Genomic DNA, 14,136 nt, shown 5'->3' with positions numbered 1-14,136 from the left:
AGCCGTCGAAGCGCACGCGACGAAGTCGCAAGTCTCGACGGCTCGGAAGCGAGACCAAGGGGGCCGCGAACACGCAGCGCCGCAGGCGCTGCCAAAAAACACAGACACGCCACGCTCGACACGCCGTACAGGCACGCGCGGCGAATCGAACAGAGCAGATTATCGGGGCACGGCGGGTTATTGCCCGATTTCCGTGCCGCGTGTCTTGCCTCGAGATCATCAGTAGTGCACTACTGTTTCGGAAAGTGGGCGGTGTCGCGAGTCGACGCGATAAGGAGGTAATGGTGCGTGAACTTCGAGTGATCGGGGTGACGCCCGACTCCACGCACATCGTGTGTATCGACACCGAGACCGGCACCAAGTACCGGCTGCCCGCCGACGACAAGCTTCGAGCCGCAGCCCGCGGAGACCTTGCCCGATTCGGCCAGATTGAGATCGAAATGGAAGCAACTATGCGTCCTCGCGATATTCAAGCTCGTATCCGTGCCGGAGCCTCCGTCGAACAGGTCACCGAAGAGTCCGGAATGCCGGCCAGTCGGGTCGAGCGTTTCGCCTACCCCGTGCTGTTGGAGCGGGCTCGTGCCGCCGAACTTGCGCAGAAGGCGCATCCGGTCCGCGCCGACGGCCCGGCGGTGGAAACCCTCATCGATATCATCACCGCCGCCTTCACCGAGCGCGGGCACAATATCGAGGGCGTCGAATGGGATGCCTGGAAAGACGAGAAGGGCTTCTGGGTCGCCCAACTGCAGTGGCAGAACGGCCGTTCCGACATTACGGCGCACTGGCGCTACCAGCCGGACGCCCATGGCGGTTCGGTATCGCCCCTCGACGATCCCGCCTCCGATCTGATCGATCCCGATTTCGGCCGCGCGCTACGTGGGCTGGCCACGATTCTCCCGCCGCAGGCCGAGATCGAGGCGCCCGCCGCACCCGAGGTTCCGGTGGAGACCATGCCGGCCGAAACTCGCCCCGTCGAAACCCGACCGGCTCGGGAAACGGCCCCGGCCGCGCGGACCGCGCCCCGGCACAACCAGCCGATGCTGGACGAGTACTACGAGCAGCGTTCCGTTGTCGCGGGTGGCAGCAGCACCGCCATCCCGGCTGCCGCGAGCACCAACGCCATTCCGGCCGCGAGCGGTACCGCACCTGCGGTAACAACGGGAACCAGCACGGCACCTGCCGCGGGTGCTTCGAGCACCGCAACCCCGGCACCGAGCACGGGCACTGTCTCGTCCGAGCCCGCCGCGCCGAAGCTTCCGGCGGCTCCGAAGGCTCCGGCGGCCACCGAGGAGACCGCCAAGCCCAACAACGGCAAGGCTGCGCCCGCGAAGCCCAATCGGACCAAGCGCGGTAAGGCGCCGATGCCGTCCTGGGAGGACGTGCTGCTCGGCGTCCGTAGCTCCGGCCACTGAGTCGTCCGGTCACGCAGCCTTTTCACAGCCGCTCGGCACGCGCATTCGGCGCGCCGCCGTGCACCGGCTGAAGCTGGTCTTGCCAGGCGCCACCTCTGGGCTCCGCACTTCGCCGTGCGGACAAGGAGTACTCGAGTCCGGTGCCGTGCTCGAACTGGTGCCGGAAACCCCATGAGATCCGCGCGGCAAATGTTTGCCAGTGGCGATGCGGAGGTTGCTGGGACGTCTCGATCGCGGATTTCTTGGGCTGCTGGCGTGTTCGCAGGCGGAAGCTGCGTCCTTCGCGGTCAAGTACGGGTAGATTTTTCGATGTGCCGTCGAGTGGTTTGTCGGCGTTGGGCGGTTCGAGGTGACAGCCACGTTGTCAGATCACCGAGAGTTGCTCGAAGTTCGCGGAGCTGTTTCGTGCAACCATCGGGAGGTGCCGGAAATGCTGTCCAAAGCTTCGTCCCTCTGGTACGTCGACGCATTCGATCCGTTGACAGTATTGCGCGCGAACCACGATTCGGATCCGGATGCGGCGCTAGCCCTGGCAAGGCAGCTGCATACCGACCGAGATGTGTTGCCGATCATGGTCGGCACACTCGGTGGTTGCGCCGGTCCGGACGCCGACGAGGTCTATATCGGCTGCTATCCCGGTGTCACCGTGGTGTGTTCGACGCAGGCGGCGTTGGTGCATCCGACAGCGCTGCCCGAACTACTCGTCCGACCGCTGGCTTCGGAGCACACTTATCTCATCGCGTTCGACGCCGCGCACGGCTGGGGCGCGTTCGCGCATTGGGAGCGTGGCGAATTCCGCCGCTCCTTCAGTTCGACGCGGGTGAACATCCTCGAAGACGAGGGCCTGCCGCTCGTGTGGGAGCGCCCCTACTGGGCGGGTGATCATCCAGTGCAGTGGTATCCCGGCGATCTGCCCGACCCGCAGACTCTGCCGTTCGATCCACCCGACTTCGCCGACGCCGCCAATCACCAGTGGCTCGGATTCCAGTACCGCACGCCCCCGACCGATGGTGCGCTGATGCCCGGCGATATCTCGGTGTGTGGTTTCACCCTGTACCCGAAGGGCCAAGCACCGGACCCTGCCACCCTGGTGCCCAGGGACGAGGAGTCCTACATCGACGCGAAACGCAGACGCGGCCTTTTCAGTTGGCTGCGCGGGCGAGACCGCGTCTGCTGACCGGCAGCGCGGCCGGCAGTTCGCAGTTCCGTACGCCGACGAGCATCGGCGGATCCGTCGTGCCTTATTCGGCCAACCCGCCGAACAGCAGCGCCAGCCAGCCGAGTAGCACGCCTGCCGCTCCCCCGGCGAGCACCCAACGGGTCACCGGAACGAAGCGCCAGCGCCAGGCGGTCGGTGCGGCGCCACCGACCGCGACGAGGTTCACCGCGACCGCGAGTATCGGATGCACTTGCGCCAACGCATCACCGAACGCGTACACCGCGACCGCCGTCAGCAACCCCACCATGACGGCGACGGTGACCCCGGCGGCCCACGGCGTCGGGTCCTGATAGGGCGGATAGGGCCGATACGCCCCGTTCGGCAGGTAGTTCACGACCATCCTTCGTTCATGATGTCCGCACCCGTTCATAGAACGCCATTGCCGCCGCGGTCGCGACGTTCAACGAGTCGGTACCCGGCGACATCGGAATTCTGGCGCGGATATCGGTGGCCCGCATGGCCGCCTCACTCAATCCGGGTCCCTCCGCACCCAGAAGTAACGCCACCCGCTCCCCCGTCATCGCCGTCGCCAGATTCACCGCAGCCGGATTCGGCGTCAGTGCGATGATCTGAAAGCCCTTGTCTCGCAGCATATCCAGTCCACCGGGCCAGTAAGGAAGCTGCGCGAACGGCACTCGGAGCACATGACCCATCGACACCCGCACGGCCCGCCGATACAGCGGATCGGCACATCGGTCCCCGAACAGAATCGCCTCGGCCCCCAGCCCCGCCGCGTTCCGGAACATCGATCCGAGGTTCTCGTGATCGTTGACGCCCTCCAGCACCGCCACCGTCCGCGCTCCGTCGAGCGCCTCGTCCACCGTCAGCTCTGCGGGGCGCCGGGCTACGGCGAGCACCCCGCGATTGAGGTGAAACCCCACCACCTGCGCCATCACCTCGGCACTCGCCTGGTAATACGGTACGTCGACACCATCGAGATCGGCCGCGAGCTCGTCGCGCCGCTTGTCCACCCCGAGCAACGCACTCGGCCGGAACCGCGAGCCGAGCATCCTTTGCACCACGACGACCCCCTCCGCGATGACCAGCCCCTTGCGCCCAGGCAGGTCTGGCCGCCGATCGGCGGATTTGAGGTCGCGAAAGTCATCGACCTGCGGATCGGCGGGGTCGTCGATATCGATCACTTCGGCCACAAGAACACATCCTGCCGGGCCGCACCGCCGACATCGACACCGGTGCCCGCCCGCCTCGACCGGCACATCGAATGCGGACGGCGGCGGCGGCCGCACCGGCGGAAAATCGGGTGCGATCGGGTGCGGGTCCGTGGGATCGTCCAGGTATGACGCTGATACCCGGTATCACCATTCGATCGGCTACCGAGGGCGATGCGGCCGGGATCGACCTCGTGGTCCAGACGGCCTTCGGGATGCGGCCCGACGAGGCGTTACGGGAACCGTATCGGCGACTGTTTCCGCCGGAGAACGCGATAGTCGCGGTAGATGGCGACCGTGTGGTCGGGCATGTGGAGTCGACGGAGATGACGTTGACAGTGCCGGGCGGGCGGACCGTGGCGGCATGCGGTATCGCGGGGGTCGCCGTGGCGCCCACGCATCGACGGCGCGGGATTCTGCGCGCGATGTACACCGAACAGCATCGACGGATCGAGGCGGCCGGGCTGCCGTTGACGATCTTCACCGCGAGCCAGGGCGGCATCTACGGTCGGTTCGGATACGGGCCTGCGATCCGGGAAAACGCCGTGCACATCGATCGGCGCTTCGCCGAGTTCCTGCCCTCCGCACCGGATCCCGGCGGCGTGGAGCTGGCGATGCCCGCCGAGTCGACCGAACAGGTGCGGGCGATCTATGACCGGTGGCGCAGGCTCACCCCGGGCGCGCAAGTCCGTCCGGATGCACGCTGGGAGACCACCTTCTTCGACCCCGAGCGTTTCCGGGGCGGCGGCACCGACCTTTACGCGCTCCTGCACCAGGACGGATACGTGCTCTACCGATATCACTACCGGGACCGTGTCAAAACCGCCACGGTGGTCGAGATCCGGACGGTGACCACCGAAGCTCATACCGCGCTGTGGCGGACGCTCTGCGGGCTGGACCTGGTCACCCGGATCGATGCCGCACTCACCGACAACGACCCGCTCCCCTACCTGCTGACCAACCCGAGACAGCTACGGACCGACAACCGCTACGACGGACTCTGGTTGCGGCCCATGGATGTACCGGCCGCGCTCAACGCGCGCTCGTATCAGCGCGACCTGGATGTCGTACTCGCCGTGACCGACCCGTTCCGGAATGCGGGCGGCGTCTTCGCACTGCGGGTACGTGACGGTGTTGCCGACTGCACGCCGACTACCCGCACCGCCGATATCGAACTCGGTATCGACGTGCTCGGCAGCATGTACCTCGGCGCGTATCCGGCGCGGGTGTTCGCCGCCGCGAACCGGTTGCACGCCAAGGATTCCGGGCAGGTGCGCGCGCTCGACGAAGCGTTCGGGGCCGAGCGCGACGCGGTTCTCGGTTGGTTCTTCTGACACCCGGTGTCCCGGCACCGCGGCACCGGTGTCGGGACCTTGGTCGCTGCGGCGCAGGCACTGGTAGACGGGTCCGCCGAGAACGCATCAGGGGTTGTCCCGGAGGCGATGTAGTCCCCAGGACTGATGCCCGAATTGCCGGTCTGCTGGCATGCTGGAACACATGAAGCCGATTCAGCTCATCCTCAACGTGCTGTGGCTGGTGTTCGTCGGGTTCTGGATGGCGCTGGGCTACATCCTCGCCGGCGTCCTCTGCTGCCTCCTGATCATCACCATCCCGTGGGGCATCGCGTCGTTCCGGATCGCGGCCTACGCGCTGTGGCCGTTCGGGCGGACCACCGTGGAGAAGCCGGGCGCGGGCACGGGTTCGCTGCTCGGCAACATCATCTGGTTCATTGTGGCGGGCTGGTGGCTCGCGCTCGGCCACCTGATCACCAGCATCCCGCTGTTCGTCTCGATTATCGGAATCCCGTTCGGGTGGGCGAATCTCAAGCTGATTCCGCTGTCGCTGTTCCCGCTCGGCCGCGAGATCGTCGACAGCGACCAGCCCTTCGGCGCACGATAGCTGCCCGAACGCCTACCCCGCTGCTCGGCGCTATTCGGACTCGGTGACGAGCTGCTTCATGATGCCGACGGCCCTGGTCAGCACAACCAGCTGCTCATCGGTCAGGGTGGAAAGCTGCTCGGTCATCCAAGCCTCACGGGCACTGGTCTCATCGGCGATCAACGCACGGCCGGCATCCGACAGCGAGACGATGATCTGCCTGCCGTCGGTCGGGTGCGGCTTGCGCTCGACCAGCCCCAGGTCCGACAGTGAGGCGATCACCCGCGTCATCGACGGCGGCTGCACGCGCTCTTTGGCCGCGAGAGCGCCCGGCGTCATCGCGCCGTCCCGGTGCAGAGTGGCCAGCGCGGACAGCTGGGTCAGCGAAATTTGTGCGTCGGCGCGCCGCCCCCGCAGATGTCGCGTCAAACGCACCACCGCAAGCGACAGCTCACCAGCGAGAGCTCGAACATCCGATGGCGTTGTCACAGTGGCAAACGATACGGGACCCGCTGGCTGCGGGACGACTGTTCTCGCAGCTACCCTGGGGCGGTGACGCAGAAAGTGCCCGAGATCCCGCAGCGGCTCACCGATCCACGGCCGGTACTCGCTGTTGGCAGTGCGCTGTGGCTGATCGCCACGGTAGTGGTGTGGGCCAGTGGCGAGCGTTGGGAGTCGACTCGCCCGGTATGTCTCATGGGGCTGGCCGTCGGCCTGCTCGGGTACACGATCTTCGCGATCCAGCGCCGTGGCGCGCGGCGTGGCGACAAGGGCGCGCAAACCGGCCTCTAGCCTCAGACCACGTCGAATTCGTCGGTGGTACCGGTGAACGGGTGTAGTACGCCGTTCGGGTTCAGGCTGTCCGCGTAGTGCTGTAGGCGGTAACGACCCAGCGTCGCATCGGACGGGACATCCCAGGTGAAGCGGGCGACGGATTCGGCAGCACCGCGCTTGCTCCAGTGGAATCGCACGGCCCATTCGCCCTCGTTGGCGACGCGCACCCACTCGCCGGAACTGTTGCGCCGTTGTACTTCCAGGAAGGTGTCGTTGCGGCGTGGATTGTGCTTCGGGTGAGCGGAAACGAATTCGGCCGCGACGCGGGTGCCGCGGGCCGCGGTCGCGGCGGGCTGGACCAGCACGTCACCGAAGGTGCGCCCGGGTGGCGTGGTGTCGGGTCCTGGCGCGGGCTGGAAATTCGGCTGCATGGCGGACACGTCGCGCGGGGCCGGACCCCGGGGAACCTGCTGACGAGCAGCGAAAGCCGTTGCCAGTCGGGTGAATTCCTGTAGGTAGGCGCTCAGGGTGTAGCGGCCGAACAGGGTCGACCCACCTTCGTACTGCTGAGAGTCGTATTCCTCTGGGGTGGTGACGTATTCATGGTAGGCATTCGCATAACCCTGCATCAGCACCTGCTCCAGCGAGACGCCGAGGGCCGCCGCCACCGCGCGGCGAATCCGCAGGCCGGAGACGATGGTGAATTCTCCGCCGCCACCCGCCAGGTAGAGCTCACCGATGCGGACGATCTGGATCGGCACCACGCTCGGCACCCACGGCACCGGCGGCAACAGACCGAGTGGGGCGACGATCGCTTTGGGCGCCTGGGCATCCGCGAGCCACGCAGGCGCCGGGACGTCGGGGTTGCCGAACGCATCGATGAACGGGTTGCGCACACCCTCCGGAATGGGAATCCCCGGTAGGCCGGGGCCGTCCTCGGTACTGCCCGCGATGAGCGAAACGCCCGCGGCCGCGGGGGCAGTGTGGCGCGGCAGGCCATCCGGGGTGAAGCGACCGTCGACGGCGAGGTCGGCGAGGTCGATATAACAGAGCATCGAGTCGACCGGTCCGGCCAACGACTTCGCTTCGGCAAGAGCGGCTTTCGCCGCGTGATACTGCCGTTCACCGAGGATACGAGTGTTCTCGAACTCGTCCTCGGTGGGGCCGGAGCCCGGGCGCAGGTTCAGGTTCGGCGACATGTCGCCCGCGTTGGTCTGGGCGAAGGCGGCGATGAAATCGGCGGCGCCGTCGAGATATCGGACGCCGTGTTCGATGTGCTCGAAGGAGAAGGACGCGTAGCCCTTGTTGTCCGCGCTGATCAACCGGTTCTGGTTGGTCATCGAGGTGTTGTGCGTCGCGAACCAGGTGATGGCGCCGACTTGTCTGCCGCCCTTGACAATCGACAGCGCGGTGACTGCCGGATCGATGGCCTGTGGGAAATGCTGTGTGTCCACATCGGGGTTGCGGTCGAAGGCGACACGGGAGCGGTTCACGCTGGCATCGTGCAGTTCGCTGCGGCCGAGCCCGAGCGCGCCCGGACCGAGATCGGTGTGTGCGGCCGCGATCGCCTCTACGATGCCGTTCACTTCGGCGTCGTAGACCTGCTGCTGAAAACCGAGGATCGACAGGTTGTATGCGTAATCGTTGCTGGAACCACCACAGGTCGCGTGCGAGTGCGTCGAGGTGAGCAACACATTCTGCTCGGTGTACAGGTCGCCGAAGCGTCGAGCGAGCTCGAGCAGGACGCCACGGTGCACGGACTGAAAGATCATGCCGTTCTCCGCGACCGCGAACACGATTCGCCGCTCGGCAGTGGCGATGATGAACGCGCGGGCGCGCGGGCGCAGGTGAATGCCCGCGGTCTGCTGCTCGAACTGCGAGTAGCCCATCATTCCGCATTCGGCGGCCGGGCCCGTGATGTCGGAAATACCGAGGCCGATGAGGTATCCGCCGGACTCCGGTGCGGCCGCAGCGGGCGCACTCGATGCCATGGTTACGCCCGGCACCGTGGCCACCGCCGCCGCGGTAGCCAGCGTGGCCGAACCCGCCACGGTTCGAGCCAAAACGGTCCTTCGCGACACGGGCATACGCGTCTCCCTTCGATCCCACTGTGCAGCGAACCACACAACTGGACGCTCGTCCAGTCTAGATTTTTTCGCCGCGCGAATTGACTGCACGCTTCTTGAACGCTTAACTCCCTGAGGTGTCCTCCCGATTGAGCGTCGAAGAACGAAGGGCCCACCTTATCGAGGCAGCCATCGGCCTTGCCGAGAAAAAAGGCGTGGCGGGCGTGACCACGCGCGATGTGGCTCAGGCGGCAGGTGTTTCGCTCGGTGTGGTGCATTACTGTTTCGAAAACAAGGACGCGCTGATGACCGAGCTGGTCAAAGCGTTGTCGATGGAATTACGCGATTCTGTCGACGCCAATGAAACAGTTTGGCAAGACGTCGGAAGTGGAAAAGAAGCGCTTCAGAAATTGGTGCGTGCCGGACTCGAACTGATGTGGCTGAACATTGAAGCTACACCGGAACGACAGCTACTCACTTACGAAACGACGACTTACGCACTTCGTGAAGGCGAACAAACACCGGCGAAACTCGCGATTGCGCGCGAACAGTACGCATTCAACGACTCCACCGTCGCCGACCTCCTCGATCACGCGCGCGATGCGACAAGAAGCCGGTTCACGATGCCGGTGCACGACCTGAGCCGGTTCACCCTCAGTGTGATCGACGGGATCGTGCTGCGCTGGCTGGTGGACAACGACAGCGAGAGCGTCCGCGGGCAGTTGGACCTGCTCAGCCAAATGGTGTCGAACTACGCGGAATAGGCGGGTAACCCGTAGCGCGCCGGACACAGTGGCTATCTCGGCCGTGGCGAGCCACGGCCGGACCCACCAACAATCAGCCCTGCGCCTGCGGCATGCGCACATGCGTGGTTGCGCCGTCCCGCCACCACGCGACGGCAACCGTGCCGGTCACAGCCCCGTGCAGACGTATCCGAAGGTCGTTGTGCACCACCAGATCTCCTTGCTGTGGGGCGAGTGCGAAGAGCTGGCGCAGCACCACCCCGAGCGGTTCTGCCGACCATGTTGTCCGGCGGCCGGTGCCGAGCACTTCGGCGGTGACCGCCTCGGAGACGAGCGGAAGATCGAGCAACCTCGACAAGGCCGGCGCCGTATCGACATCGCCGACGACAAGGCGTTCGGGCGGCAGAGCAAGGCCGAACCACGGCTGGTCGAGCACGAAGGCGTCGCCTGGATCGACCACAGCACCGGACAATGCGCGCACCCGATCGGGCAGATCGAGGTCGGCCAGGTCGAGCCGGTCCGCCGCCACCGCGGCGGCCAACCGGGCGTGGGTTCGCGAAATAACTTCGGGCACAGGCGTTTTCGCTGGATCAGCGAGAGCCGTCAGCAGGGCTGCGGCCAGGTCCGGGGTGATGGCGTCAGGGTCGGCCAGGACGGCACGCACAGCGTCGATGTCCTGACAGCCCAGGCCGGGAGCAGCGAATTCGGTAAGCAGGCCGGCGAATTCGGTGTCGGCAGGGTGACGCAGCAGTCCGAGCACCGTGCCGTCTACGCGGGCATGCCTGCGTAGCCACCACGCGGTGTAGCCGTCGGGATCGGTGAGCAGCCGCCTGGTTCGATCACCGGAAGCCAACTGCCGCAGCGCTTCCGGCCAGGCGGCCTCGGCCACCAGGTCCAGGTCGCGGACGGCGGCCAGCTCGGGCGGGTCCTGCGGCAGTCCCGACCACCAGTGTTCCTCGTCGTCCAGATGATGGTCCGGGCCGGTCGGATCCGCCTCGATGACAATGCTGAAATCCCAGCCGACGCCCACAGCCCGCAGCGCCTGCGCGCCGTAGCCCTCGACCAGATCCTCGGCCGCTGTCCCGAACGGCGAATCCTCGACCAACAGATCACGCAGCGGAGCGCCCGGCAGCAACAGCTCATCAGCGGGTAGCAATTCCCCTGAGCTATCGGGCAATTCGAGTAACCCCAGCCAGGACGGCAACGCGAGCGGATCGGCGGTGACCGCGAGCCGGAGTACCGCGTCCACAGTATCCGGATCGCCGGGATGATCCTCCAGCTCGGCACGCAGCCCAGGATCACTCAGCAAATCCTCGGCGGTGGCGGTACGCGCTCCCAACCGAGCCAGCAGCGGATGTACCGCCTCCGGATGCACGAGCCGCGCCCAGTGCACCGGAATGGGGTCCGCGAGCCGATCGTCCAACACCACCGTGCGCGGACCGGTCACGAGCCGCCCATCGGCCAGCGGCACCGCAAGCGCCCCCAACTCCTCGGCGGTCAGTGGATCGACGACGAACGGCTCCAGCGCCGCATACAGCGAATACCACCACTGCGGCGAACGCTCCAACCCACCCGATAGCTCCGCAAGGCGAGCCAGCCCCAGCCGGTGCACATCCAGCACACCCAGCGCCTCGCTGTGCGCACGCCCGGACAACTCCGGAATCACCAACGGCCCGACCACATCATCGATCAGCCCGGCCAGCTCCGCGGTGAGCCCAGCGAACACGCTCGCCCGAGTCGGCACAGCCGTCCCCACCGCAATCCCCGACACTGCCCGGCTCACCGCAAAGCCCTCGGCAACGTCATCGCCGTGCGCAGCGGCCAGGGCGAGGGCGGGGCCGTCATCGGGCAGTCCCGCGCCCACCGGTGATCCCTGGTCATCTCGGCCGGGGGCAGCCGAATCAGACGGGGCAGTGGGGCTTACCGCACTCGCCGACGCCCGGTCGGACACCGCGCCATTCGATACTTCGCGGCCCAACGGCGAATCCACGCCGGCACGACCACCTGCCGTGCCACCAACGCTCAGTGACGCAGCGGTCGGGGACCTATCATCGACCGACTCCGATACGACACCGAATTCTTCGTCGGCCGAGGCAGCACCGGAACGGGTCGGAGCACTGTCAGCGGCGAACCCGAGGGCGGCAGCGCTTTCCGGGAGAGGATCGGCCCACAGCGAATCGACGTCACCGATGGCCGTCGAGGGCGCATCGGAGAGGCCGGTTACCACCGGGAGCCAGGCGTGGGTCTGGAGTTCGCGGATCAGCGCTTCGCGGAGCAGGGCATCGGGCTGGCTACGTGCGAAGCCGGGTGCCGGAACCAGGATGAGGCGGTCACGGAGTGGGAGGGCTCTGGCGAAATCGCTATATCCCGTTGCCAGTTCGGTGAGGTGGGCACCCGGGAGCAGGCGGCGGCGGTCCGGCTGCATGGGGATATCGGCGATCAGGAGCGCCGGTAGCGACAGTTCCTCGTCGGATCGGGTGGGGGCTCGCAGGACATCCGGGGTGGTGGTCGCCGGTCGGCCGTTGCGGACCGGAAGCAGCCAGCGGGCCCGGGGAGTCCGGTACTGCCACCAGACTTGTGTGCTGTCCTGGCCGGTGATGCGCAGCTCGCACAGGCCGGCCCGCTCCGGATCGGCAGCGCCGAGATCGGTGATCGTGGCGGTGAGCTCGTCGTCACCGATTCGGATGCTGTGCAGGGCGGGCAGTTCCAGCAGTAGGTCGATGGCTTCGGCACGCATCCCGGCGAGCAGCGCATCGGGATCGATGTCGTCGCGCAGGCGTAGCACCACTTCGGTATCGCCGTCGGTGGGGACGGCGGCGCTCGGCCAGGCAAGACGCAGCACCGGTGGGGTGAAATCGCCGTCCGCGCCCGGCACATCGATGTCGTTGTCGTGCAGTGTGTTCCAGGTGTTCTCGCGCGAGAAACGCAGCGAGCCAGTGGTCGAGCGCACCTCGATGTCGTCGCTCACCGACAGCACCGCGGTGAAGCCGACACCGAACCGGCCGACGCTGGCGGCCGGATTCGCCTTCGCGGAGGCGCGCAGCGCGGTGAGGGCGTGCACACCGGAAGTATCCAGTGGTGCACCAGTATTCGAGATGCACATGGTGTGCTCGTCGAGCCGGACGATCAGGCGGCCCGGCACGCCCGCCTTCGCCGCGGCATCGGCGGCATTCTGCGCCAACTCGGTCAGCAGTCGATCCCGATACCCCGCACGCACCAGATCCGCCTCGGTGGCGGCATCCTCTCGCAGCCGGGTCGGCGAATCACGCCACGCGGCGAGGACTGCAACACGCAGTGCCGAGGTGCCGAACGGATCGGACGCCTCGGCCGCCTCGTTCAGCTCCGTGCCGATGATTCGGACTCCGGCCGATTGGTACCCGGCTCATCCGTGTCCCCAGCGGCCTGTGCGCTCAGCGCCTGCTCCGCAGCATCACTCGAAACCGATGCGGAGCTGGAATCCGGCTCGGCAGCAGCCGAATCCTGGACCGAAGAGGCTTGGTCGGTGTGTACCGAATCGGTGCTCGATGGGGACACTTCCAGCGCGGTGGCACCGCCGACAGCTTCGTCACTCGACTCGCCCTGAGGACTCCGCACGCCCTCCGCACGCACCGAAACCGCAGCGCCGAACTCGCCGACGACGCTCTGCTCAGCAGCACTATCGCCGACCCGGGCCGCGCCAGCCTGCGCAGCCGTCCCGCCCGCCACATCCACCGCGGCCACGCGGCCCGCCTCCGCCACATCATCACTCGGGAGCCCAGCGCTCACCGCCCCAGCAGTCGAGCCTCCAGGAATGCTCACCGCAGTCCCAGCATCGGAGTCCGTCGCCGTGGTCGACTCAACCGCAACACCACCAGCCACGTCGGCAGTCGATGCCGCCTCGACTTCGGCAGTCACCAGAACCGCAGCATCCGCCTCGCCCACCGCACTCGGCTCAGCCGCAACATCACCCGCCGCACCCGGAGTCGATTCGACCTCGGTACCGACCGAATCGATCACTGTGTCGGATTCGGCCGCGGGAGCCAGGGTGCCGGCGCTCGAATCGGCGTCGGTGGTCGATGGCTCGGTCTTCGTCGTGACCGGGGGCTGCGCCGCTTCCGATGCGGGCTTGTGTGCGGCTTCCGAGGTGATCACGTCGAATGCCGCGTCGTCGTAGGCCTCGTAAAGCGGGGAGCCGCCGCCGGTAGGGACGACGGTGTCGGAGTGCGCGCCGCAGCCGTATTCGACGTGCACCACTCGGCCGTCCGCGCCCATCGCGTTGCCACACACGCCGAAGGCGGCGCGCATGGCACCTGCCAGTGGCAGGTAGAAGCCGCAGAGGCCGCAGGTGGACGGGGCCGCCTTGGCCATCTCGGTATCGGGGCCGAACTCGGCGTACCAGCGCTCGGCTGCTTCCTCCCGGCCTTCGAGGCTCAGCACCTTGGTGCGGCCGAGGCCGATGTCGCGGGCGACCTCGTCGACCGCCGGGTCGCCATTGGCGACGTACCCGGGCACCAACCGCGGATCGTTGGGCAGCGGGGCGAGGAGGTCGCCGGGCGCCAGATCGCCGGGACGGACCCGCTGATCCCATGGCACGAAATCGGGCGCGACCAAGGCATCGGGGCCGGGCAGCAAGGCCGACTCGCTGACCGTGGCGTAGGTCGCACCGGGTGCGGCCGCGACGACGACGGCCCACTGCCAGCCGTGGTAGCCGGGCAGGGTGGCTTCGAAACGGTGCGTCGCCGCACTCGCGTCCTCCGCGGTCACCCCCAAATGCGCGCCGACCCCGGCGGGCTCCAACTCCACGAGCGCTCGACGGGCCACGTCGACGGCGTCGGCCAGGATCGGCCACACGCCGGACTCCGAAACAGAAACTGCGCTCACGGCCTACATTTTGCC

General features: G+C 67.1%; 12 protein-coding genes. 6 read left to right on the top strand and 6 right to left on the bottom strand.

Translation table 11 applies throughout. The features are described from left to right. Window positions 1-284: 284 nt before the first annotated feature. Entirely contained in the window at window positions 285-1,412 is a 1,128-nt protein-coding gene (gene sepH / locus AB0M74_RS27655) for a septation protein SepH (RefSeq protein ID WP_366529221.1), read from the top strand. Between the two features lie 430 nt (window positions 1,413-1,842). Beyond that, window positions 1,843-2,589 carry a hypothetical protein gene (locus tag AB0M74_RS27650; protein WP_366529212.1) on the top strand — a complete coding sequence of 249 codons (747 nt, stop codon included), beginning with the start codon at window positions 1,843-1,845 and terminating at the stop codon, window positions 2,587-2,589. 64 nt (window positions 2,590-2,653) lie between these two features. Here AB0M74_RS27650 and AB0M74_RS27645 read toward each other — a convergent pair whose 3' ends face one another. Further along, on the bottom strand, window positions 2,654-2,965 hold the full coding sequence (locus AB0M74_RS27645) for a DUF2537 domain-containing protein (RefSeq protein WP_366529211.1): 312 nt from the start codon (window positions 2,963-2,965) through the stop codon (window positions 2,654-2,656). A 13-nt stretch (window positions 2,966-2,978) separates the two neighbouring features. Further along, on the bottom strand, window positions 2,979-3,782 hold the full coding sequence (locus AB0M74_RS27640; RefSeq protein ID WP_366529210.1) for an RNA methyltransferase: 804 nt from the start codon (window positions 3,780-3,782) through the stop codon (window positions 2,979-2,981). A gap of 146 nt (window positions 3,783-3,928) precedes the next feature. Here AB0M74_RS27640 and AB0M74_RS27635 point away from each other — a divergent pair, with 146 nt between their 5' ends. Together AB0M74_RS27635 and AB0M74_RS27630 are read left to right on the top strand one after the other, a co-directional pair. Then, on the top strand, window positions 3,929-5,134 hold the full coding sequence (locus AB0M74_RS27635) for a GNAT family N-acetyltransferase (protein ID WP_366529209.1): 1,206 nt from the start codon (window positions 3,929-3,931) through the stop codon (window positions 5,132-5,134). A gap of 163 nt (window positions 5,135-5,297) precedes the next feature. Next, window positions 5,298-5,699 carry a YccF domain-containing protein gene (locus tag AB0M74_RS27630; protein ID WP_366529208.1) on the top strand — a complete coding sequence of 134 codons (402 nt, stop codon included), beginning with the start codon at window positions 5,298-5,300 and terminating at the stop codon, window positions 5,697-5,699. A gap of 30 nt (window positions 5,700-5,729) precedes the next feature. Here the strand turns inward: AB0M74_RS27630 and AB0M74_RS27625 are convergent, their stop codons facing one another. Beyond that, window positions 5,730-6,167 (bottom strand): MarR family transcriptional regulator, encoded by a 438-nt coding sequence (locus AB0M74_RS27625; protein WP_328408912.1) that lies wholly within the window; start codon window positions 6,165-6,167, stop codon window positions 5,730-5,732. 63 nt (window positions 6,168-6,230) lie between these two features. Between AB0M74_RS27625 and AB0M74_RS27620 the strand changes: the two genes are divergently transcribed. Continuing rightward, window positions 6,231-6,470, top strand: a complete 240-nt coding sequence (locus AB0M74_RS27620) for a DUF2530 domain-containing protein (protein WP_366529207.1) — start codon at window positions 6,231-6,233, stop codon at window positions 6,468-6,470. 2 nt (window positions 6,471-6,472) lie between these two features. Here the strand turns inward: AB0M74_RS27620 and AB0M74_RS27615 are convergent, their stop codons facing one another. Then, entirely contained in the window at window positions 6,473-8,539 is a 2,067-nt protein-coding gene (locus tag AB0M74_RS27615; RefSeq protein ID WP_366529206.1) for a neutral/alkaline ceramidase, read from the bottom strand. Between the two features lie 128 nt (window positions 8,540-8,667). Here AB0M74_RS27615 and AB0M74_RS27610 point away from each other — a divergent pair, with 128 nt between their 5' ends. Beyond that, window positions 8,668-9,282 carry a TetR family transcriptional regulator gene (locus tag AB0M74_RS27610; protein ID WP_366529205.1) on the top strand — a complete coding sequence of 205 codons (615 nt, stop codon included), beginning with the start codon at window positions 8,668-8,670 and terminating at the stop codon, window positions 9,280-9,282. A 73-nt stretch (window positions 9,283-9,355) separates the two neighbouring features. Here AB0M74_RS27610 and AB0M74_RS27605 read toward each other — a convergent pair whose 3' ends face one another. Further along, on the bottom strand, window positions 9,356-12,601 hold the full coding sequence (locus tag AB0M74_RS27605; protein WP_366529220.1) for an ATP-binding protein: 3,246 nt from the start codon (window positions 12,599-12,601) through the stop codon (window positions 9,356-9,358). Next, complete coding sequence (locus AB0M74_RS27600) at window positions 12,598-14,121, bottom strand: DUF3027 domain-containing protein (protein WP_366529204.1); 1,524 nt, start codon at window positions 14,119-14,121, stop codon at window positions 12,598-12,600. Before AB0M74_RS27600 ends, AB0M74_RS27605 begins: the two co-directional genes overlap by 4 nt. Between the last annotated feature and the right edge of the window lie 15 nt (window positions 14,122-14,136).

Source organism: Nocardia sp. NPDC051463 (genome assembly GCF_040681975.1).
GTDB lineage: Bacteria > Actinomycetota > Actinomycetes > Mycobacteriales > Mycobacteriaceae > Nocardia.
This window is presented reverse-complemented; position numbering and strand designations above follow the sequence as displayed.